Genomic DNA, 23,951 nt, shown 5'->3' on the forward strand with positions numbered 1-23,951 from the left:
GTTTGGAAGGAATTAATAAGTATATCCCGGATTTTGCATCATATTTGGGTTGGTCTGGATCTCGGAATAAGGGATCGGGAACAGATAATTCTTACCTGCATCAAAAACGGATGTCGCAATATCCTTATAGGTATAACCAAATGTGCCATTGGTATTTTTAGTGATATTGACACCCCTGACTGGTTGGTTAAGCACAATTTCAGCAATCTTCCAGCGGCGAATATCCCAGAACCTTTGTTCCTCGAAGGCCATTTCAATGCGGCGTTCGTTTCTAATGAGGTCTCGCATCTGCTCCTTAGTAATGGTTTCACTAATGCCATACCTGTTATTCGTCCCCGCAGTAATACCCGCGCGTTTTCGGATCAGGATAACAGCATCGGTGACATCTTTTACCGGTCCACTTACTTCATTTAATGCTTCAGCATAATTCAGCAGAATTTCTGCATAGCGGAAAAGGATAACATGATGATTTTGGTTGCTGTAGTTTCCGGAGCTTTCAAACTTGCCCATAAATTTACGCAGGTAATACCCCGTACGGGTCTGTGTACGGGTGCCTCCTGGCCTATCCATACCACCATCAAAAGTTTCTACAGGTCTGTTTAACCATTTTGTGGTGTTGAACATTAAAGTCGCGGCAAAACGGGGATCACGGTTGGCGTAAGGATTTGCCGGATCAAAGGTGGAACCGCTCTCGGCCGGCATCTTTCCATTTTTCATAGGAAAAGCATCGGCCAGATTTTGGGTAGGGCTGGTATTTCCGCTTCCAGTTACATAACCTATTGGGCCGTTGTTATTTTCGACTGACATATTTTGTGCCTGTTCTTTCATAAAAATGATCTCGGTATGTTTAACCGAATTGAACAGTGCTATATAATCTGTACCCAAAGAGTAGTTATTCAGATCTATGATATTTTTAGCTGCTGTCGCTGCATCAGACCACTTTTGCGCATTGTTATCCGGATTTAACTGTGGACTTGCCATGTACAGTAATACCCTTGATTTTAAAGCTAGCGCAGCACCTTTGTTTGCCCTGCCAATGTTCTGATCGGCCACCACGACGGGTAACAAAAGATCTTTAATTGCCTCCAGCTCGGCCAAAATATAAGTGTAGCATTCGGCTGTAGTATTCCTACTAAGGTTAACGTTATCAGTCAATCCGAAGATTTTATCCCCAATCAACGGTACCCCTCCCCAACGTTTTACCAGTTCAAAATAGAAATAAGCCCGTAGAAACCTGGCTTCAGCCTTCCATTGTACCTTCAGTTCATCTGTAGTCGGTACCACATCTATTTTACTTAAGAACATATTAGCTCTGCGGATTCCAGTATAGTTCCTGGCCCAGGTATTGTCAGGTACATTCTGACCTGAAACCAGCCCTGTACGAAAACCCTCAACACTTGTCCCTTCCTGTGAAGGCACTGCGTCATCAGTACCAGCATCTAAAAAGTTTGCCGACACGCGGTTATAGCCATCAGGAAGCTGCAGATAGACCCCGGAAAGGAACTGCTTGGCATAGTCAGCGTTTTTATCAATGTTGTCAAACACAAGGTCTTCGCTAATCCGCTCCAATGGTTCATTTTCGAGAGATTTAGAGCAGGAAACAAAGATTACGGCCATGCTCAACCCTGTAATTATTTTTTTAAAACTCTTCATAACTTTAGTTTTTCAGGTTTAAAATTGTACGTTAACCCCTATATTGAATACGCGTTGGGTCGGATAGTTCCATACATATACCTCCGGATCAACCCGGTCCAGTTTGGTAAGGGTAAGCAGGTTATTTCCATTAACAAATATTCTTGCCCTGTTCATCTTCATGAAGCTGATCCAATTTTGAGGGAGGGAATAAGCAAGCTCTACATTTTTCAGACGCAGATAACTGCCATTCTTTATCCAGAAGCTTGAGCTACGCTGATTGTTGATGTTTGACCCCACTGAAAGGCGTGGATAACTTGCAGTAGCAGCCGTGGCTGGAGTCCATCTATCCAAATGATGTGTAAAGGCCTGCCCATAACCCCCATTTGGAGTTGCCAGAAATTCGTAAGTTCCAGCACCGTTTACCAGGATATCGCGGTTGGCCACACCGTTCCAAACCATTGAAAATTCAAAGCCTTTGTAGTTAAACCCTGCTGTAAGCCCATAAAATAACATGGACTTGGTATTCCCGATGGCCTGCTCATCAAATACATTGATTACCCCATCCCTGTTAAGGTCTTTATATTTGATGTCTCCCGGAACAGGCTTATACCCGTCAATCTTGGCACTTCTATCAATATCGGTCTGGTCGCGAAAGAACCCATCTGCTACCATTCCGTAGATTTGGTTCGTCTGTCCACCGGTACGTTTCATCCACTCATAGGGGCGGATCACTTCGTCTATATAATCCAGTTTTGAATCACTAAGGGAGGCGTTTCCATTTACAAACCAGTTCAGGTTTTTACTTTTACCATAATAACCTGCCGTGAGTTCAAAACCACTGTAAGTACGCTTACCTATGTTTTCGAACGGCCTGTTATTGCCCAGCATGCTACTTGCATTGGTACCTCGCTGTTGCAACAGATCGTAATAGGCATTATTGTAATACTCCAGACTAAGCTGTAGTCTCTGGTCAAAAGCAGAAAGATCAGCTCCTATGTTGAATTTATCGGCACTTTCCCAGGTGATATTGGGATTGGCCAGGGTTCCCTCTATCATTGAACCTCCAGAGGTAGCAGGATTACCGAAGTATACCGAGCCGGAGGAATTATAGAACTGTCTGTATACATAATAACCTGCGCCACTATTATTCCCTGTTTTACCGTAAGTACTACGTAGTTTTAATGAATTCAGACCAACTCCTTTCATAAAATCTTCACGTGCGATATCCCAACCCAGGCCAACAGCAGGGAAGAGTCCCCAGCGTTTGTTTCCCGGATAAAGGTTCATTCCAGCATAAGCAGCGCTTACTTCAGCGAAGTATTTTTTACCATAATTATACTGAAAACGTCCAGCAAGAGTGGTATTGGTTAGATTCAAGGCAGAGCCAACTACATAGTCATCTGCGTTAAAATTCAGACTTGTATTGATTTCGTGCTGTCCGGATATTTTGTCGAAACCAAGTGCCAGCTCCCCGTAAGATTGTCTGTAGGTCAGATCTATGGAAGAGCTGTTGCTTTGTGAACCATCTGTCCCAAATTTGGTAATTGTTGGGGCCGCACCAGGATTGGTTACATACTGATAAACTGCAAAAGATTTATTTCTGGAAATCTGTTCAGAATAATAAGTATTGTAAGAAAGCTTGCCCTGGGCGTATAATCCAGGCAAGATAACATCCAGTTTTTGCCTAAGGCCGAGATCTACACCAAGGTTACGGTTGTAACTTGGTCTGTAGCCTGATCCTACAACCTGACCGTAAAGGTTGTTCTGGAATTGCTGGTTTCCACCAAAAGTACCATCTGGGTTCAATACCGGATAAGCGTTGTTAGGCGTTTGCAGGAGGTTATTATAGATGACATCAGAACCAAAAAGGTTAATGCCCAATCCCCCCGGTTCATTTGCATTGCGGAGGCGTCCGAAAATATTTACAGAAAGCAGTAAAGCCTGGGTAAGATCTACATCAATATTTGTTCTGAAACTGTAACGTTTAAATGAATTACTGGTTTCATAAGTATTCCGCTTTGGATCGGAAACCAGGAAACCATCCTGGCCAAGATAGTCCAGATCTACAAAATAACGAGCAATCTTGTTCCCCCCTGAAAAGTTCAGGTTATAGCGTTGCAGGGTAGCCTGATCTTTCATTATGGTACTATACCAGTCAACATTCGGAAAGCCAATCGGATCAGATCCGTTTCTATATTTTTCTATTGCTTCGGCAGTATAAAGGGGCTGCTTGCCTTCATTTGTAAGTGCCTCATTAAACAAAGTAGCATAATCGGTCGCATTTAAAAAAGATGGAAGGCTCAGCTGTTTTTGAATTGCTGTTTGCGCAGTAAAAGATATTTTTCTTGGTGCAATACCACCTTTTCTGGTTTCTATCAGGATAACGCCCTCGCTACCTCTCATGCCATACATGGCTGTCGCCATAGCATCTTTCAATACAGAAACTGAAGCTACCTGCTCGGGGTCGATACTGGTGATATCCCTGGCAATACCGTCGACAAGCACTAAAGGTGTGCGGCCTCTCAGGGTCATGACAGGCGCATCATCTCCTGGTTTACCGGAAAATTGCTGAACAAAAAGTCCTGCAAACTTCCCGTACAGTCCCGACTCGATCTGAGCTACAGGAAAACTCTGCAGTTCTTCTCCACTGATGATTCCGTAAGACTGCAGAACCTTTTCTTTTTGCTGCTGGCCAAAGAGTACCGGGATACTGCTGCCGGCTTTTAAATATTGAAATGAATTCTTAACTGCTTTTCTCGCAGAATCATTCAGCTCCTTTTGATTGAAAATACTGTCCTGTGTCTGGGCCTGTACATTCTGGTTTATGAAGCACATAAAACAGACAAAGCACAAACTCACATTTATAGATAAATGGAGAAACTTCTCATTCATATGTATTCGTTTTAGGTTTGGTTGATCTTGTTGATTATAAGTTTTGTCCGGGAACGGACATAGGATTGAGTTAATGTTCATTCATAGGCAATAGTTTATATTTTTGGTTTTAAGTTTAAACACAGGCTTAAGCCCCCGCTTAGATGGTTAAAGTTGTTAATCCAAATCTGGATGATTATTCGTTTAAAAAAGATGAATATTCTAAACGATTGGGTAGAAAATTCATAAAAACAAGGCCATTAAATGCAGATATACCTATCTTTATTACATCAAACCAATAAACCACGCTCACTAAGCTGTATGAAATTTGCCAGATGGAAAATCTTTGTTTTTTGTCTTTCCATTTTTGCTGCCGGGCCGGCTGCAACGGCCCAGCTACCCCTCAATTTTGGTAACCTGACCATTGAAAACGGATTGTCGCAAAATTCAGTGATTGCTATTGTGCAAGACCGCACAGGTTTTTTGTGGTTTGGCACCAGGCAAGGACTGAACAGGTATGATGGCTATCAGTTCAAAATCTATAGGAACAGTTCAAGCAATCCAAACAGTATTTCTGGCAACGAAGCACAAGCTTTATTAACCGATTCGGCCGGACAACTATGGGTAGGTACTGCTTATGGTTTGAATAAGTACGATCAGGAAAAGGATGCCTTTATCAACATCACTAAAAAGAACGGTTTAAGTTCCAATTACATAGAAAGTATTTATGAAGATGCAGACGGCAACCTCTGGGTGGGTACCATCAATGGGTTAAACCTGCTGACAGACAAACGCAAAAACAGGTTCCGCACCTTTCTTTTTAACCCGAACAAATCAGACGCGGTTAACCGCATTTCCTGCATTTTCAGAGATAAGGATAAACGCATCTGGATCGGTACGGGCAGAGGCCTGGTTTGCATGGGTTTTAAGAACGGTACCTATACCTACAAACTGTTCAGGCATAAAAACGGAGATGCCAGCAGCCTGAACTCCGATTATGTAACAGCCATTGCAGCAGACCGGCAGCACAACCTCTGGATAGGCACAGACAATGGAATTGCCTTGTTTGATCCCTCAAGAAAAAACTTCCGACCCTTCAGGCACAACAATCTCGATCCTGGCTCCCTGATCCACAATGATGTAAGGGAGATAAGGCAGGATGATAAGGGATTGCTATGGATTGGCACGCAGGAAGGGCTGAGCATACTCGACCCCGACACCATGAAATTCAGCAATTATCAGCATGAGCCTGAGGTAAAGGGCAGCCTTAGCCACAATTCAATACACAGCATTTTTCAGGATAATGCAAAAATCATGTGGGTAGGCACTTATTTTGGTGGGGTAAACTTTGCCTATCCTATTACCACGCGCTTCACAATTTATCAAAATAGTAAACTTCGGCCCAGCATAAGCGGAAATGTGATCAGTTCTATTGTGGAAGACAAAAACGGGAGTTTCTGGATCGCAACAGAAGGTGCAGGCCTGAATTACGCCGATCTTAAACATAACGTTTATAAGAATTACAAGACAAACCCCGATAATCCGAACAGCATTACCTCTAACCTCATCAAAATCATGTGTGCAGACAGGTCTGGAAATGGCGACCTGATTATAGGAACGCATTATGGAGGATTAAACATCTTTAGTCCTGCATCCGGGAAATTCAGGCATATTGTTAATGTAAAAAACGACAAAAACGTACCCGGAACGGCCGAAATTATTGCTCTGCTGCACGATAGCAGGGGCACCCTTTGGGTGGGTTCCATGAATGGCCTATCCGTACTCCGCAAAAAGAACGGAACCTTTGACTGGAGAACAAGCAAAAGTCCGCTGGATAAATTTGTACATAAAGGCCGATATGGGGTGACTGCCCTTTTTGAAGACCGTGAAAAAAACCTTTGGCTGGGAACCACTGCGGGGCTCTACCGGTATAATTTTACTACCAAACAGCTACATTCTTTTCTGAAAAACGAAACCGACAGCACCAGGCTGCATTCCGATTTCATCAACTGCATAAGCCAGAGCAAAGCCGGTAAAATCCTTATCGGCACTTATTTTGGCGGCTTTAGTATTTATGATCCGGTTACCAACCATTTCAAATCTTACGAAGAAAAAGATGGCCTGGCCAACGACAATGTATTGGGTATTATTGAGGATGATAAAGAAAATTTATGGATCAGTACAGCCAATGGCTTGTCGGAATTTAATGCAAGCGTTAAAAAATTCAGGAATTACACCAAAAGTGACGGTCTGGCAGGCAATGAGTTCAATGCCCGATCTTACTTTAAAAGCAGCCGGGGCGAAATATTTTTTGGAGGACTAAACGGCCTCAGTTCTTTTTACCCTTCAAATATCCAGACCAATACCTTTACCGCACCAATGGTTTTTACCGGCCTTAAGCTGTTTAACCAGCCGGTAGGCGTAAATGGGCCAGACCAGCTGTTAAAGGAACAAATGATGCTGACACAGCAGCTGACTTTTAAACACGACCAGAACCATTTTACCATTGGCTTTGCATTGCTGAACTACATTAAGTCTGACAAAAATAAGTATGCCTATAAGCTGGAGGGCTATGACAAGGGGTGGAATTATGCCGAAACACCAAGCGCGACCTATACCAATCTGCCGTCCGGGAAATATCAGTTCAAAGTAAGAGGCACAAATAACGATGGTATCCCCGGCACTAATCTGGCTAGTACCACCATTCGTATTCTGCCCCCGATATGGGCCAGCTGGTGGGCTTACCTGGTATATATCCTTGTTTTCTCTATCATCCTGTTCCTGATTGTCCGTTACCTGTTTATACGTGCCCTGCTCAAAAGGTCTGAAGATGTGCAGAAAATGAAACTGAATTTCTTCACCTACGTATCTCATGAAATACGGACCCCGCTTACCCTGATACTTGGTCCGCTTGAAACCTTATCAAAAACTACCAAAGACAATCCAGAGATCAACAATCAGATTCTACCTATCAGAAATAATGCGGAACGTCTGATGCGGCTCATTACAGAACTGATGGATTTTAGAAAAGCGGAAACGGGACATCTGAAATTAAGCGTCGCCAGTGGCGATATCGTTGGCTTTATTGAGGAAATCTTCCAATCGTTCCGGCACCTGGCTACCATACACCAAATCCAGTATAGCTTTGATCGCGAACAGGAAGAGGTGGAGCTGTATTTCGACAGGGCACAGCTGGAAAAAGTATTGTTTAACCTGCTCTCCAACGCCTTTAAATTTACAAGCGATAAAGGGAGGATTTCTGTGTCTGTTTCGGCTGTGGCCGAACAGGTGATTATTAAAGTAAGAGATAACGGGAAAGGGATTCCCTACGAAAGCCAGAACAAACTGTTCAGCGATTTTTTCCAGGTTGACGAACCCGGATCAAGCCATATTGGCTCGGGCATAGGCCTGGCCCTATCCAAGAGCATTGTAGAAGCCCATGGCGGAAACATCACTATAGAAAGCAGTCCCGCCAGTAATGAACAACCTGGAGATACCTGTTTTACTGTAACACTTAAAAAAGGAAAGGAGCACTTTAAGGCCAGCGAGCTTACCGGCACTCCGGAACAGGCTGGCAGGCATCAGCTTTACACCACACCTTTACACCAGCCGGCAACAGTTGCAGAAAGCGGTCCTAATAAAGCTGGTGCGGAAACCATACTTCTTGTAGAGGACAATCCGGAAATCCGGCAAATGCTGCGGGGCTATTTAAATCCCGATTATGAAGTAAGAGAAAGTGAAGACGGGTTAAAGGGCTGGCAAACCGCAACCGAGCTGTTGCCCGACCTCATCATCTGCGACATTATGATGCCGGTAATGGATGGGCTGGAACTGTGCAGCAAACTTAAAACAGACGAACGGACCAGTCATATTCCGGTTATTCTGCTCACCGCAAAATCAACGCATGTACAGCAAATGGATGGCCTGGAAACAGGGGCCGACAGTTATGTAACCAAGCCCTTTAGCATAGATCTGCTGAAACTGAATGTACGGAACCTGCTGCAGTCCCGAAAAACCATGCGCCAGAAATTTAGTCAGCAGGTAACCCTGCAACCCCAAAACGTTACCGTAAACAGCGTTGAACATGCCTTTATGACTAAAATGCTCCAGTACATCGAAGAGCACATGGGCGATCAGGACTTCAACATCCCAGAATTGGCAGCACATATAGGGATGAGCCAGCCGGTCCTGTACAAAAAAATAAGGGCCATTACTGATCTTTCGGTAAATGACTTCATCAAAACCATCAGGCTAAAAAAAGCGGCCCAGTTGTTTGCCCAGAAAAAATACAATGTTTCAGAGATCTCCTATTTGGTGGGTTTCAATGACCCTAAATATTTCAGCCGGGAATTCCGGAAACAATTCGGGCAAAGCCCTAAGGAATACGTGAATGCACTTCCTTCGGCAGATTCTGGCAATTAACCACTAGCGCACTTATTTATATTAATTCTAAATAAATTTCCTAAGCCGGGATATACTTCCTACATTCGCTTAATTTTTAATCAATCTAAATAACAGAGATATGAAATCACTATTACTGGCTTTACTATTCACATTAGGAACAAGTCAACTATTCGCACATGCATTATGGATAGAAACAGCTACCACGGGCAAGGCTGGTCAGGCGCAGCAGGTAAAAGTATATTATGGAGAGTACGCCACCAACGAACGTGAGGAAACGGACAAATGGTATTCTGATGTTAAAGAGTTCACTTTATGGTTAACTGCTCCCGGTAAAGAAAAGATCAGACTGAACACCACTCCTGGCAGCAATTTTTACAGCGCAACCTTTACCCCTGAAGGAAACGGTCAGTATGTATTAACGGTTAGCCACGAAGCAAAAGAACTTGGCGGTACCACAAAATATGAATTTATAGCTACAGCATTGGTTTCTGTTGGTAAAGCAGCCACTATAGATCATTCGGCTATTCCGGTTGCAGTTAAAGTGCATCCTACAGAAGCAAAAACTTATAAAGCAAATACAGCGGTACAGGTAAAAGCAACAGCAAACGGGCAGCCACTGGCCAACACTGCGGTTTCTGTTTTCTCTCCTGAAGGCTGGAGCAAAGAGATTACAACTGACGAAAAAGGAATAATTACCTTCAGTCCGATCTGGCCTGGAAGATATGTATTGGAAGTAGCTGCACGTGAGAAAAAAGACGGCACGCATCATGGCAAGGCCTACAACGCCGCATGGCAGGGTGCAACTTACAGCTTCGAAGTCAGTAAATAAGCATTAAGTACTGTTGAACTCAATCATTTGATAAAATAATAAATAAATCCCTCCGGATAAATGAAGTATCCGGAGGGATTTATTTATTGATTTACCCAAACCGTTTTTGCTGGAGCTGATCGTAATGCTTTACATAATCAGGATGTTCTGTGCCCATCAGCCGGTCCCATACCCTCAGGTACAGTCCGTAATTTCCCTTAAACTTTTGATGGTGCAGGTTATGGAAAGTAGAGGTATTGATGATTTCAAACATAAAGGTTTTTCTGAAACCTTTAGGCATAATTTCATACCCAAGATGGCCATAAACGTTGATGATAAAAGACGAAAGTGCAAAAAGTGCTATGGTTAAAGGATGCAAAGGCATAGTGAAAACCAACAAGATTACCACAGCCCCCTCCGCTATCGCCTCCAGGAAATGGAAAGAATAGGAGCTCCAGGGCGAAGGGTTTGTACTTTGGTGGTGCACCAGGTGGGTTATTTTAAAGAGCTTTTTGTGGTGCAGTGCCCTGTGCATCCAGTAAAAGTAAGTGTCGTGCACAAGTAAAGTCAGCACAAGGCTTACCGGGATCCACCATACAGGATAGTCATGCAAATCGGTATAGATAAAGGTGTACGGCCTGAGGCTGTCCGACAAAGCGATGATTGCGGTAATGGCCAGCATCACGCTGGATATAGAAGAGTGTAGAATTTCCCGAAGAAAATCGGCCCTGCCCGCCAGCCTGCTTTGAATTTTATTTCGCAACAGGCTTTTGGGGAAAAGCAGGTAAAAAACTAAAAAAAAGACACCTGCAATGATAAAATAACGGCCTATAGTAATGAGAAACGCCCAGCTAATAGATTCGAATAAATGTTTCATGGTTATTTACGTTTTCTGCGGATTAACAATACCATTCCTAACAGGAATAAGGTCCCTGGAATTATGCCATAAAATAATATCTGTATAGGTTTTATGCTGGCCTTGGTGAGGGTAACGGCGTTATCCTTTGATGGTGGGCGACTGGCATCAACCGGGAATTCCTCATAAGAAAACCAGCGGAACATGCTCATGGCAAATGCTGTATTTAGAGTTTGCATGTTGTTACGGTTCAATTCCGTATTACTGAAGAAATCTGCATCCGCAGCTACGATGATCCGCTGCTCCTTTTTGTTCACTTTCCGGGTCAGCATCAAAGCGGTAGGAAAGCTCCCCTGCTGATCGCCATTTATGTGATCAACCGTAAGCGCGGCCGAATCCAGCGTAAACTTGCCTTTTTTCAGCCAGCTGGTCTGGGCATTTGACATTAAAAGTGGATATACTGTAAAAGGCCCTTTTGACACATAGCTTAAGGCCCCCGCACCCGGCATAGAGACCATCAATCCGTATGAATAATATTGTTGTAAACGCTTATCCATGGCAACAGCACCCGGGGCTAAATTTGGCGTAAGCAGGTCGTAAGAATAATCCCTGCTCTCCTGAACAATAGTCCCTTTTAGCATTTGAACTCCCAATGAATCCAATAAAGGATTTACGATATGCTGTTTACCCGGTTCACCTGCAATCATCAGGTTGCCACCTTCAGCGATATATTTTTGAAGCTTCGCTTTTGCAGCTGCAGTAAACTCTACTCTTGGGTCAGCAATAATCAAAGCTGCAATATCCTTTGGGATGTCATTCCGCTCCAAAGAAACACTATCAATATCAAAACCCTGGTTAATTAAAGAAGCCCTGGAAGTTTTACTATTGGCCAACACCTTGTAATCCCTGTCGCCCACTTTATCCATGCTGCGCTGATAACCATCTGTAGCAAAAACCAATTTGGGTGGCGTAACGATCAACCGTTTCAAGGCAGCACCAGTTTCAGCCTCCCCGGGCCAGAATTTCTGATCAGGAGGTGGAAAAGTTCTTAAAAAGGTAGTTTTTCCTTTATACTTCAGCTGCATCACCAAACGCGCACTTTCACCACGTAAGTCTACTTGTTGTGCGACCTCCTTTACATTCAAAAAATTACCAAGATCAATTTCCTGTATAAGGGCCATTGTTGTCACATACTTATTGTAACTCATTTTTTGTTCCATCAGGAAGGATGTGGTCCCTGGGATACTGTCATAATAATAAACCCATTTCAGGTTAATGTTTGGCTTGAAACGGAAATAAGGCTCCCAACGGGAAATATCTGCAATCCGTTCCGCAGGTGATGAATTAAAATAAGATTGATCGAATCCATTGATATATTCCGTGACTTCGATGGGCTCATCACCCATGTTTTTTAGAATTTCCTGCCCGGTTTTAGTGATCGTGTTTACTTTTGTAGATGTTGCATCATAATACCCGATCATCGGCTGTCGGGAGCTGACATAGGCAATAGTTAAGCCGATCAGTAAAATTAACGCATATCGGCCGGCTTGCTGCAAAGTTGATTTGGATAACCTTTCCAGTTCCAGCTTTGTAATGGTGAATGCAAGGAACATACCCGAAATCACGAAATAATAAATTACATCACGTGTATTTAATAACCCTGCTATCAGACGTTCCGTACGGCTCGGCATAGAAAGACTATGTGTCAGATCACGAATAAAATCAAGGTCCTGTCCAACTTTCCCGATATAGTTCATGACCGCCAGCATCACAAAAGTACTGATTGCGGCTACCGCCTGGTAAGTCGTTAAACTGGATACAAAGATTCCAATGGCAGCATAGGCGCTTAATAGTAAGAAAATGGCCAGCAAAGCAACCAGGATATGCGGGTAATCAAAATGTGGTATAAACCAGGCACCAACCAACACAAACAAAGTCAAAATACCAATAATCAGCAAATTATAAACCAGCATGGAAATAAACTTCCCATAAATCACCTGGCTTAATTTTACCGGAGAAGAATAAAGTAATTTAATGCTCCCACTACTGGTTTCCCTGCTGATGATCCCCATGGTTATCAGCGGAATGTATAAGTACAGATGCTCCAGAATTCTCGATAAGACACCCAATTCTTCCGGATTGGTAAACACCTTACTGGTTAAAAAACCAAGATTCTGTCCTTGCGTTAGTCCAGGCAGTACTGGCAAAAAAGAAAGGTTCATCTGTACAACCAGTACGATCATTAATAACCAGGCAATAGGGGAATAAAATAGCAGGCTGAGCTCCAGCCTGGCTATTTGTATGATTTTCTTCATAATTTTATTATCAATGGTTAGTTTTTTCCGGCATTAATACCAGCCTCACATAGTTTTTATCCTGGATATAGCTAGCTGCTGTCTTTTGAACGGACTGCACAGTGATCCTATTCATTGCATCATGATCAAAAAGCTGGTTTAAAGGTTCTTTATTCATCATTTGTGACGCCAGGTAATCCAGCCAGAACCCGTTATTTGTTGATCCGGTTTGCAAGCCTACTTTGCGTGCAGCTTTAAATTTCTGCAGGTTTTCTGCCGACGGACCTGTTGTTCTCATTTTGTTGAGTTCATCCTGTGTGGAAGCGATGAGCTTGTCTACATTTTCTACTGCACAATCAAAAGAAACCATCATCGCAAAGCGGCTCTTCGGGTATTTAGTGAGGGTCATTTGGACATTAGGTGTATAGGTTCCACCTTCCTGGTCGCGCAGTCGCTGGGTCAGGCTGATTTTCAAGGCATCAGCAATGGCATTCATTTGAATGGTGTTCCCGAAATTATAATCGAAAGGGCCGGAATAAACCAACATCACACTAGATTTCTTCCCGGCACCTTTGTACACGGTCTTAACAATCCGACCGGGAGGAACGTTAAGGCCCAGATCGCGGGCTTTTTCCTTTAAACCCGTGGAAGGCAATGAGCCCAGGTATTTTTCCAGTAATGGCTTTATGGTTTCTATATCCATATTTCCCACAAATAAGAAAGTGAAGGCGGAAGCATCAGCAAAACGCTCCTTATAGATCTCATACGACCTGTTGAGCTGAATGGCATCAATACTTTTCAGCGTTTGTGGCCTTCTGCGTACGTGATAATTCCCCAATACTAAAGTTGCAGTATCTGTAAATACCTGGTTAGGATTATTCCCCTTAACGGAGAATTGTTCTTTAGACCTGCCAAGCAGAATATTGAAGGCCTCCTGGTCTTTCCGGGGTTCTGTAAAATAAGCATGCAGTAATTCAAGTGTAGTCGAAAGGTCTTCTTTAGTGGTGGCCCCGCTAAATCCCTGGTAAGTATCATTGATAAATGGAACAACCTGAACTTGTCTGCCCGACAAGAATTCACCAAGCTGCTGGGCTGTATAATTTCCGACCCCTGATACCGCAACTGCATTAGCTGCATTGATGGCATTCAGGTAATCTGCATCATCAGATAAAGAAGCACCTCCTTCAGCAAATCCTTTAAAAACAATCTGGTCATTCTGGAAATCTGTTTTCTTCAGCAATATATTTACACCGTTATTTAACGTAATCTGTTGCACGCCTACTTTTTCGAAATCCTGAATAGTGCTGATCTTGCCCGGAGTTGGCACCTTTTTTAACAGGGGAAGGTCTTGTACATTATCCACAAAGGGTGTTAAAGGCATTACATACACCCCTTCTATCCAACCGAGGAGTGTTGCCTCATCCGGTAAAAAGGGTTTGTTCTCTTCCGAAGATTTGACAATGATGTCCCGATCGGTACCCTTCATGTAATATTTCATCAGGTCATTGATTTCCGATAAACTGATATCCGGGAGCATCTGATTGGTCAGTTCATGGTCTTTTACGATGCCAGGAGTGATGTTTCCAGTAAGGAAATGCTGTAAATAAGGCCTGATCAAGGTTTCTGAAGGAGTTTTGTCTTTTTCTTTCAAGGCATCAGCCATCTTTTGCCGATAACTTTTCTTCACCCTTTCCAGCTCGGCTGGTGTAAAACCTTGTTCCTCCATCCGGCGCAGTTCCAGCCATACGCTTTGCAGCGATGGCTGCGTTTCAGCAGGCTTAGTGGCCAGATTGATAGCGAGCGCCGACAGTCCACCCGTCAGATCATTAAATGTAGCAAATGGCATTTGTCTGAACCTGGCACTCACCATTTGTGCCAATAGGTTTTTCAGCAGGTTGTTGCGATAATCATCTGTGGTAGCCATCTTAAGCTGGGGCCTTTTCATCAGGATTTCAATAGAAATCCCACCCCATTCCGGGTCTATAAACTGCATGTATTGATTTTTACCGCTCAACTTTGCACTATAAACTGTACGCTCCTTCTCCTGGTCAGGATTTTTAAGGTCAGCAAACTTAGCTTTGATGTCCTTTTCCATCTGGTCAACATCAACGTCCCCAACAACGATCAAAGCCTGCAAATTGGGGCGGTACCAATCTTTATAAAAACTACGGATCTCCTCTGGTGTTACCTTTAGTAAAACCTCCTCTGTTCCTATGGGCAACCGCGAACCATGACGGGAACCGTTGGTACAAAATAGAATACTTTGTTCTTCATAACGTTGCTGTACGCCCTGACGGAAACGCTTCTCCTCAAGAATGACGTGACGTTCCCGCTCCACATCTTCTGCTTCTATATTGGCTTCCTGCGCCCAATCGCGCATAATCTGCAGGCCGTTAGCCAGCAGTTCCGGGTTGTCGGATGGCAAGGGCAGCTGATATACAGTTTCATCAAGGTTGGTATTCGCATTCAGGTCTGCGCCAAAGCGCACGCCGGATTGTTCCAGGTAATTGGACAGTGCTTTTTTAGGAAAATGTTTGGTACCGTTAAAGCTCATGTGCTCTACAAAATGGGCTACTCCCCTTTGCTGGTCGGTTTCCAGGATAGAACCTGCCTTTACTGCGAGGTACATCACCACCCGCTTTTCGGGTGTCTTATTTTTGCGGATGTAATAAGTAAATCCATTAGCCAGCTTCCCTGTCCTTACCTCAGGATCCAGGGATAACGACTGGTCATTTAGCTGGGTTTTACAAGCCATGAGGGTGCAAAACGCCGCAATTAAAAGAAAGCTTAAAAATCTATATCTGATTAACATGTTAATTCTGAATAAGGTTAGGTGTTACCGGATCGTTGGCCTGGATGATGTCCACGATCCTTTCATTTTCAATGATGATCATACCCTGTCTATCTGTAGTAATACCCGACGCAAGGGTATATGGATAAGTGGGGACGCCATCTTTCATTACTGTTGGCAGAAAGGAGAATTGCAGGTTATCGCATGCTTTACCCAGGGCTTCCCCTACTTCAATGATATGGGTAGATACCACAAAGAAGCTGTTGCGGTTTGCCGCAAATGCTTTACTTACGGCAAGGGTCGCATCGTAAGCATCCTTAACATTGGTACCTTTAAAAAGCTCATCAAACAACACATACAAATCCTGTGATTCGCTAACCGATTTAGCCACAGTTTTGGTGCGCAATACCTCGGCATAAAAATGGCTGTAGCCCATGTCCAGGTTGTCCGAAACGTTTATAGACGAGAACAAGCCGTCCTTAACCGAAAATTCCATTCGTCTGGCAGCAACCGGGAAGCCCATATGGGCCAGATATACGGCAATCCCCATGGATTTCATAAAGGTGGATTTACCTGCCATATTTGCTCCGGTCAGGAACAGCATATTGCGGTCCCGGGTTAGGAGCAGGTCATTTACCACCCCATTTTTAAGTGCCGGATGTCTGAAGCCTTCCATATCCAGTAGCATATGGTCCGCAGGTAAAGCCCTGGCATATACAAAACCCTGATCTGCGGCTACCGCAGCCACACCTATATATACATCCAATTCATAGATGAGTTTTAGGAGCGTTTCCATCTGGCTGATCATTGCATGGCGGATAGTGTAATCGTTGCGGATCAATTGCATTAAAGAAAGCTGCCCTTCTCCAGCATCCAGGATGCTTTGAAGGCTGGGATCCTGTAAGATCTTTTGTGCCATATCCAGATTATTCCGATAAACAGACACTCCATCTTTCCCTTTCAATTCCAGGAAAAACTGGCGGAAAGCCTGCAATACTTCAATGGTAACCGATTGTCCGGCCTGCAATTGCAATAGTTCAGCATTATGAAAAAGAACTTGCTTAAACTTCTTAGCGAAGATCCCCCATGCAACCCTTGGCAGTGAAGCCCCGGCCCCACCGGCCAGATAATCTTCCATGGATTCTACCTGGGAACGGATCACTGGAAAAATTACCTTGTGCTGCTGAAAAAATGCAAACAAGGCACTTCGTTTATTGATCTGTTCCGGATTATTTAGTGGCCGGGCAAACATGCCTTCAAGTTCTTTCTCGCCCCCACGGGTTTGCAGGTGGTTAAACAAGCTGTAAATAGATTGTTGTTTAAACTTGCCTTGCAGGTTCAGGTCTTCTCCCGTTTGCTTATCAGCAAGGAAATGTGGGTGTTGTTGTCTGGCTTGTTTTTTATCTTTAATCAGCTCAATTACACCCTCATTATTAATGATAATCATCCCGTGACGGTCGTCGGTAATCCCTTCTGTAAGTGTGTAGGTATAAACCGGCTTCCCGTTTTCCATGCGTGTAGGCAGGTAACGGAAGATCATGTTGCTGCATCTTTCCCTTAGCACCTCCCCAGCTTCCATGATGTGGGTAGAGATGACGAACAAGGAATGGGGTTTACGGGCAAAGGCTTCCATGATGGCTATCGTACCTTCGTAGGCATCCTTTACATTGGTACCACGAAACAGCTCATCAAATACCACGAACAGGTTTTTGCCTGCACCCAGTTCGGTAGCTACCTTTTTTACACGCAGCACCTCAGCATAAAAATGGCTGGCCCCCATAGCCAGGTTATCCGGCAAATTGATGGTTGTATACATTCCATCACAAACCGAAAACTCCATTTGCTTTGCCGCAACAGGGAAACCCAGATGCGCCAGGTACATCGCGATACTCAGTGATTTCATAAAGGTAGATTTACCACCCATATTGGCACCCGTCAGGAACACGATATTGCTCTCCGGCGTCATTTCCAGATTGTTGGCTACCGGTTTATGCAGTAGCGGATGGTATACACCCTGCAGCTGCAAGCGGTTGGCATCCCGCTTTAATGCAGTTGCAAAAACATATCCCCGCTCAGTGGCAACCCCTGCAATAGAAATGTATACATCCAGCTGATAAATATGCTGTAAGATCTTTTCCATCAGCGCACGCTGCTGGAACCTTAAAATATTATCATATTCTACTATTTTTCCTGAAGAGATCTTTCCTTTACCATGATCGGCAAAGATGAGTTCCAGCTCTTTGGTTTTCAATAAACCTAAAACGAGTTCTACCTGTTTAGCATAAGGATTACCCGCCACTTTGCCCTGAATCTCTAGCATAAAAGCCTTTAATCCCTTCAAAATCTCAATCAGTGCGGTTACACTTTGTCCGGCTGCCTTAAAATCTGCCATGCTAAAGCCCTGGTTGGACAGACGGCTACGTGGGTCTGTATTCGACAAATATCTTTCCGCTTCTTCAAAACGGTTACCCTGCAAAGGGAAAGCTGTTTTACTTTCCTGGAAATACCGCAACATGGCTACCCTTTCGTTAATGGCTTTCTCATCTGAAAGAGGGCTCCGGAATAGGTCTTCCAATAGAGAAGCACCACCCTGAGTATAGTTTTTATTAAAAATATGGTAGATCGAATCACTCCCGGATTTGGAGAAAACATTTAAATCATCGATCGTTTGTTTATCGGTTATAAAGCTCATAATTATTTACGTTTTCTACGGATCAACAGGATCATGCCCAACAGGATTATCGTGGCTGGAATTATTCCATAATACAATATTTGCACAGTTTTAACCCCGGCCTTGTTCAACTTAAGTTTCGTGTCTTTCGGGTCGGGGCGCGACATATCAATAGGGAATTCTTCATGAGAAAACCAACTGAAAACGGAAATCGCAAAAGAGCTGTTAGCCGTTTGTATATTATTTCTTCCCAGTTCTTTGTTGCTAAAGAAATCGGCATCTCCAGACACCAGGATCCTTTGTTCTTTATTATTTATTTTGCGGGTAAGCATCAATGCCCCGGGAAAAGGTCCCTGCTGGTCACCATTTTTTGCTTCAAAAACAAGCGCTGCTGAATCCAGCACAAACGAGCCTTTTTTAATCCAGCTTGTCCTGCCATCCGTCATTAGCAATGACTGGATTTTAAAATCCTCTTTACTTTCAGAACTTAATGCTGCCGCCCCTGACATAGATACCGGAATTTTTTCCTTATAAGGCTTCATCAACGCAGGGCTCATGATCACCGCACCTTCAGTCAATCCTGGTGTAACCAGGCCGTAAGAATAATCCCTGCTCCGCTGAACAAGCGTCCCATCGAGCATTTTAACACCCAATGCATCCAGTAAAGGATTAACAATACCTTGTTTTCCGGGTTCACCTGCAATCATCAGGTTCCCACCAGCCTGTATATATTGCTGAAGTTTAGCCAATACGGCCGGACTATAGGCTACTCTTGGATCACCAATCACCAGGGCAGCGATGCCTTTCGGTATTTCATTATATTCTAAAGCAACACTATCAATATCAAATCCCTGGTTGATCAATGATTTGCGGGCGCCTTTCACATTCATCAGCATTTTATAATCACGGTCGCCCACTTTATCTACACTGCGCTGGTAACCATCGGTTGCAAAAACAATCTTTGGAGGCGTCACAATGAGACGTTTTAATGCGGCAGCTATCTCAGCTTCTTCTGGCCAAAAACCTCCATCACTAAATGTCCTTAGGAAAGTAGTCTTATCTTTGTATTTCAATTGCATTACCAAACGTCCATCTTCCCCCCGCAGATCTGCCATTTTACGGATCGCTTCCGGCTCTATAAAATCAGCGGTATCCAGTTCCATAGTCTTTGCCCTTTCCTTAAACAGTGTTTTCAAACTCTTTCCCGGATTTGCTGCATAAAACTGTGGATAAGGAATACTGTCATAATAATAAACCCACTTCAGCCTGATGTTTGATTTAAAGCGCAGGAATGGCTCCCAACGGGCAATAGAACCGAGTCGGGCAACTGGATCGCCCCAGGAATAACTTTCGTGCATACCATTGATGTATTCGGTCATTTGAACAGGCTCATCACCCATATCCTTCAATATTTTCTGGGTAGCCTTAACAATCGTATTTACATCTGTATCTGTAGCATCATAATATGCAATTAGCGGCTGCCTGGAACTGATATATGCCACTGATAATCCTACAATCACAATCAGCATATAACGGCTACCCTGGTACCAGAATGTTCGGGATGTCCTGGCCATTTCAAGCCTTGTAATGGTAAAAGCCAGGAAAATTCCGGAAATAACGAGGTAATAGATTACATCACGACTGGTCAGCAAACCTCCAACCATACGCTCGGCACGACTTGGCATGGAAAGGCTGTAAGTAAGATCCCGCACATAATCGATTCCTTGTCCAAATCCGCCGATATAATTTAGAAAAGCCAGCACAACAAATGTACTGATGGCAGCTACCACCTGGTAAGTAGTTAAACTGGACATAAAAATCCCGATGGCAGAATAAGCGCTCAGTAACAGGAAACAAGCAAGCACCGCAACCAAAGGATGGGGGTAATCGAAGTTTTCTATAAACAACGGACCAAAAACGAAAAAAAGACCTGTTACACCAACGATAACGAGGTTATACGCCAGCATAGAAATAAATTTCCCATAAATGATCTCACTGATTTTGACCGGTGAAGAATATAGCAGTTTAATACTGCCGCTACTGGTTTCCCTGCTGATGATCCCCATTGTGATCAGGGGAGTATAAAGGTACAGACTTTTAAGTATCAAGAAATAAATACCATGCGTTCGGCCAGAGCTTGAGGTGAACAATATATTTGTCAAAAAAGGAAACTCCAAACCGAACTGCTGCAAATGTTGGGTGGTCCTTACGGCGGAGACGAAGTCCAGGGCCATTTGCACAAAAAAAACCATAATGAGCAACCAGGCAATCGGGGAATAAAATAGCAGGCTGAGTTCCAGTCTGGCTATCTGTATTATTTTTTTTAATTTCATTTGTGTGAAGAAATTCTAATTTGAGATTCTGGATAATTGGGCAAAGGTTTCATCCAGTGAATTCTTTTCCATGTTTAACTCCCGTAGCCGCCATCCCTGTTTTGCACTTTCCAGGATAACAGCTTCCGAAATGCTGCGATCCCCGTTAAAATAAATCCGTAATTGCTTCTCGGTAAGTGTTTCAATTCTAATTATGCCCTCTATGACCATTAATGCCTCTGCAGGAGGCGCATTTTCCATGATTACCAGCATGCTGTGCGGAGCGATATAATTATCAAAAGCTTCCATCGTATCGGAAAAGACAATCCTTCCGCTTTCAATCATCACAATATCTTTGCACAGGTACTGCACTTCGGTAAGGATGTGCGTAGAGAGGATTACGGCTCTTTCTGCAGCAATATCTTTGATCAGTGACCTTACTTCAATGATCTGGTTTGGATCAAGGCCATTGGTTGGTTCATCAAACACCACCAGCTTGGGATGGTGAATTATGGCCTGGGCGATACCTACCCGTTGTTTATAGCCTCCTGATAAATTTTTAATCAGTCTTTTATTGATATGGGTAAGGCCACAGCGTTCCTTTACCTCTTCAAGCGCTGGTTTTAACCGGCTTTTTTCTACTGAACGCAGGATTGCTGTGTGTACCAGGTATTCATCTACCGTTAAGTCCATGTAAAGCGGCGGGGTTTGTGGTAAAAATCCGATTTCCTGTTTGGCGCGTTCAGGTTCTTTGCTCAGATCAATGCCATTGATGGTTACCGATCCTGCTGTTGGTGTTAGTACGCCACAAAGGATGTTCATGGTTGTGGACTTACCGGCACCATTAGAGCCAAGCAGTCCAACAATTCCACTCCGGGGGATTTCAATATTGATGTCTCTTATAGCCCAGCTGGTACTATAACGGTGCGACAGTCCGCTGATACGAACGATTGGTTCCATAGTTTTTATTGAATTAGATAGTTTATGTGTTAGAAAACCGTGTAAAAAAGCAGTAGCCACCCCTTACCCCACAGTTACTGAGGAGCAAATGAGATTCAGGATGGCAGTTTTTAGTTAAAAATCATCAATTAGAAAGGGCTCTCCCGCAAGTACTCCTTTTGCATCATCAGGCAACCATGCCAGCGTATAGTTCCGGTAACGCCATTTATTTTTTTCAAGGGTGGTTGTACCCACATCCTTCAGGGTATAGGTTTGTAAAAGTTTACCCGAAACCTGGTCAAAGAATTCGACAAGTACATCACCAACTTTGGCATTGGCTTTTACAGACAGATAATCTGTAGCCGCTTTATAGACCAGATTATTAATCAGCAAATCGGTTCCTTCTCCGGAAATGCGGATGCGCACAGGAGTTTTTGCTGGTGCAAGATTTACAAAACGCAAGCCAAGCACGCTATCCGCAAAGGCATGAAACGGCGGCATTTTTGTAATCAGCAGCGTTTCCGGCTGCTCCAGCGTTCCTGTGAGGAATAAAGTACTTGCTTCTCCGGCATTAGGATTAACACTGAGCTGGTAAACAGGTTTATTTTGTTCGGCAGCGGCGGGAAACCTGTAAATTAACAAAGGTTGTTCGCCGGCCGGAATCGTCAAATGATTCTGGGGGGTATATACCCTATATTTAACATACATCCCTATAGGATAAATCCCATCAGTTGTATAGTTGGTATTAAAGTTGACTACTAAATTATCGGAACCTGATACTGCATTTACAATGGTAAAAGCCGCAGTAGCCTGGGGCACCAGCTCCTTTTTACAGGAAACCATAAGCGATAAAAATAACCCGGCCTGAATATATAGGAAAATCAGTTTTTTCATGATGTTCAATTTTTAATGATAAGACTGTTTCTAATAGTTTGGATTTTGCTTGAGGAAATGATTTCTTTCCAATTCGTCTTTAGGAATTGGATACAACAACTGGTAATTGCCTCTCCAGGGCTGTTTGGCCGGAATTGCAGACAGTACTGCTTCTGCTTTTCCTGTTCTTTTTAAGTCGAACCAACGGTGTCCCCATTCTCCAAAAAGTTCTGCCTGCCTTTCTTTTGCAACGGCGGCCAGAGCCTCTTCTTTTCCAAGTGATGTAGGTAATGGATTTACGCCTGCACGAAGGCGCAATACATTGAGGTCCGCAATGCCTGTGCTGATTGGTCCATTCAATACCCTTGCTTCGCCCCTCACCAGATACATTTCGGCCAGCCTCAATACCATATAATATTCGGAAGCCTCGGCATTAACGACCTTGTTGTGCAGACCTGTTTTATACTTATACACGAACCTTGCATGGACCATATTACTCCCCGAAACGAAATCCGTACTATCTATCCAGGCTGCTTTTCGGAGATCTCCTTCGTCAAAAGCACGGAGCAGGTTGGCAGAAAGATCACTGGAAACCCCGGTATGGAGCGGGCTTGGCATCAAATATATCGCTTCAGGCACGGCATTACCAGAAAAATCCACTTGTGTACTTTGTTGCAGCTGCCAGATGGTTTCTGAACTGTTTTTCAAAAAAACCTTGTTCAGGTCAACAAGCTCCAGCTGATAAAGGTTGGTTTGACCAATTACATCTGTTGCTTCCAGAATGGCATCCCCGTAATTCCCTGTGTAAAGATAAACCCTGGCCAGCAAGGCTTTTGCCGCCCATTTATTGGCCCTGATCCTTTCTCCGTTACCGCTGGAATAATCTGCAGGCAATATATTTGCCGCATCTTTAAGGTCAGTAACGATCTGTTCATACACCTTTGTTGTTGGCGTGCGTTCCATATTTGTATTTTTAGCCAGGTTAATGGTGAGTACTAATGGTACGTCTCCGTAAGTATTTACCAGGTAGAAATAACAAAAAGCGCGGATAAACTTAGCTTCAGCCGTCAGCTCTTTTCTGAGCTTTTCGCCCAATAAAGGCGACTTTGATTCGGCAATACCTTCTATCACGCCATTGGCACCATATATGGTCTGATAGGCAGAGTTCCAGATGCCATTACTCTGACCATCCTGAGCGGTAAGTGCGTTTCTATAATAGTTATCTCCCGGATTCAATACGTTATCCAGTTCATCGGCCGAACTACGTCCCAGCAAACTGCTGAGTCCGGAACTAAAAGACGCGTAAGCACTGGTATTGATCATCTGGGTAAGCACACCGGCCATCGCACCTTTTGCCTGTGTTTCGTTGTTAAACACTTTTTCAGTAGTGAGGCTGTTTTTAGGCTCCGGAATCTCGAGGAGTTTACCACAGGAAACCAATAAAAAGGCGGATATAAACAGTAATAATTTATTTGTATGATGGTTAAGCATAATCAT

General features: G+C 43.7%; 12 protein-coding genes. 2 read left to right on the forward strand and 10 right to left on the reverse strand.

The window, feature by feature from the left end; all coding sequences use genetic code 11:
* Positions 1-12 precede the first annotated feature (12 nt).
* Positions 13-1,653: a RagB/SusD family nutrient uptake outer membrane protein gene (locus tag ABIE26_RS13685; RefSeq protein WP_310142088.1), complete on the reverse strand. Its 1,641-nt coding sequence runs from the start codon at positions 1,651-1,653 to the stop codon at positions 13-15.
* A gap of 18 nt (positions 1,654-1,671) precedes the next feature.
* Complete coding sequence (locus ABIE26_RS13690) at positions 1,672-4,527, reverse strand: SusC/RagA family TonB-linked outer membrane protein (protein ID WP_310142086.1); 2,856 nt, start codon at positions 4,525-4,527, stop codon at positions 1,672-1,674.
* Between the two features lie 300 nt (positions 4,528-4,827).
* On the opposite strand from ABIE26_RS13690, the gene ABIE26_RS13695 reads away from it, so the two are divergent.
* Positions 4,828-8,928, forward strand: coding sequence for a hybrid sensor histidine kinase/response regulator transcription factor (locus ABIE26_RS13695; protein WP_310142085.1), 4,101 nt, complete (start codon positions 4,828-4,830; stop codon positions 8,926-8,928).
* Positions 8,929-9,028: 100 nt separating this feature from the next.
* Complete coding sequence (locus ABIE26_RS13700) at positions 9,029-9,739, forward strand: DUF4198 domain-containing protein (RefSeq protein ID WP_310142084.1); 711 nt, start codon at positions 9,029-9,031, stop codon at positions 9,737-9,739.
* Between the two features lie 91 nt (positions 9,740-9,830).
* Here the strand turns inward: ABIE26_RS13700 and ABIE26_RS13705 are convergent, their stop codons facing one another.
* From ABIE26_RS13705 to ABIE26_RS13740, 8 genes are all read right to left on the reverse strand, one after another.
* Positions 9,831-10,595 (reverse strand): sterol desaturase family protein, encoded by a 765-nt coding sequence (locus tag ABIE26_RS13705; protein ID WP_310142083.1) that lies wholly within the window; start codon positions 10,593-10,595, stop codon positions 9,831-9,833.
* 2 nt (positions 10,596-10,597) lie between these two features.
* Positions 10,598-12,889, reverse strand: coding sequence for a Gldg family protein (locus ABIE26_RS13710; protein ID WP_310142081.1), 2,292 nt, complete (start codon positions 12,887-12,889; stop codon positions 10,598-10,600).
* 10 nt (positions 12,890-12,899) lie between these two features.
* Positions 12,900-15,623 carry a M16 family metallopeptidase gene (locus ABIE26_RS13715; RefSeq protein WP_310142079.1) on the reverse strand — a complete coding sequence of 908 codons (2,724 nt, stop codon included), beginning with the start codon at positions 15,621-15,623 and terminating at the stop codon, positions 12,900-12,902.
* 58 nt (positions 15,624-15,681) lie between these two features.
* Entirely contained in the window at positions 15,682-18,351 is a 2,670-nt protein-coding gene (locus ABIE26_RS13720) for a MutS-related protein (protein WP_310142078.1), read from the reverse strand.
* A 2-nt stretch (positions 18,352-18,353) separates the two neighbouring features.
* Positions 18,354-20,663 carry a Gldg family protein gene (locus tag ABIE26_RS13725; protein ID WP_310142075.1) on the reverse strand — a complete coding sequence of 770 codons (2,310 nt, stop codon included), beginning with the start codon at positions 20,661-20,663 and terminating at the stop codon, positions 18,354-18,356.
* Positions 20,664-20,678: 15 nt separating this feature from the next.
* The gene (locus tag ABIE26_RS13730; RefSeq protein WP_310142073.1) at positions 20,679-21,602 is read right to left on the reverse strand and encodes an ABC transporter ATP-binding protein; all 924 of its coding nucleotides are present in this window, start codon (positions 21,600-21,602) and stop codon (positions 20,679-20,681) included.
* Positions 21,603-21,716: 114 nt separating this feature from the next.
* Entirely contained in the window at positions 21,717-22,475 is a 759-nt protein-coding gene (locus tag ABIE26_RS13735; RefSeq protein WP_310142072.1) for a hypothetical protein, read from the reverse strand.
* 30 nt (positions 22,476-22,505) lie between these two features.
* The gene (locus tag ABIE26_RS13740; protein ID WP_310142070.1) at positions 22,506-23,945 is read right to left on the reverse strand and encodes a RagB/SusD family nutrient uptake outer membrane protein; all 1,440 of its coding nucleotides are present in this window, start codon (positions 23,943-23,945) and stop codon (positions 22,506-22,508) included.
* Positions 23,946-23,951 lie beyond the last annotated feature (6 nt).

The organism is Pedobacter africanus (assembly GCF_040548825.1).
GTDB lineage: Bacteria > Bacteroidota > Bacteroidia > Sphingobacteriales > Sphingobacteriaceae > Pedobacter > Pedobacter africanus_A.

What these genes read in the sequence shown, in the direction of transcription:
- ABIE26_RS13700 (WP_310142084.1), top strand. Translation starts at nt 9,029, where the DNA reads ATGAAATCACTATTACTGGCTTTACTATTCACATTAGGAACAAGTCAA.
- ABIE26_RS13725 (WP_310142075.1), bottom strand. Translation starts at nt 20,663, where the DNA reads ATGAAATTAAAAAAAATAATACAGATAGCCAGACTGGAACTCAGCCTG.
- ABIE26_RS13685 (WP_310142088.1), bottom strand. Translation starts at nt 1,653, where the DNA reads ATGAAGAGTTTTAAAAAAATAATTACAGGGTTGAGCATGGCCGTAATC.
- ABIE26_RS13715 (WP_310142079.1), bottom strand. Translation starts at nt 15,623, where the DNA reads ATGGCTTGTAAAACCCAGCTAAATGACCAGTCGTTATCCCTGGATCCT.
- ABIE26_RS13740 (WP_310142070.1), bottom strand. Translation starts at nt 23,945, where the DNA reads ATGCTTAACCATCATACAAATAAATTATTACTGTTTATATCCGCCTTT.
- ABIE26_RS13720 (WP_310142078.1), bottom strand. Translation starts at nt 18,351, where the DNA reads ATGAGCTTTATAACCGATAAACAAACGATCGATGATTTAAATGTTTTC.
- ABIE26_RS13695 (WP_310142085.1), top strand. Translation starts at nt 4,828, where the DNA reads ATGAAATTTGCCAGATGGAAAATCTTTGTTTTTTGTCTTTCCATTTTT.
- ABIE26_RS13730 (WP_310142073.1), bottom strand. Translation starts at nt 21,602, where the DNA reads ATGGAACCAATCGTTCGTATCAGCGGACTGTCGCACCGTTATAGTACC.
- ABIE26_RS13690 (WP_310142086.1), bottom strand. Translation starts at nt 4,527, where the DNA reads ATGAATGAGAAGTTTCTCCATTTATCTATAAATGTGAGTTTGTGCTTT.
- ABIE26_RS13710 (WP_310142081.1), bottom strand. Translation starts at nt 12,889, where the DNA reads ATGAAGAAAATCATACAAATAGCCAGGCTGGAGCTCAGCCTGCTATTT.
- ABIE26_RS13705 (WP_310142083.1), bottom strand. Translation starts at nt 10,595, where the DNA reads ATGAAACATTTATTCGAATCTATTAGCTGGGCGTTTCTCATTACTATA.
- ABIE26_RS13735 (WP_310142072.1), bottom strand. Translation starts at nt 22,475, where the DNA reads ATGAAAAAACTGATTTTCCTATATATTCAGGCCGGGTTATTTTTATCG.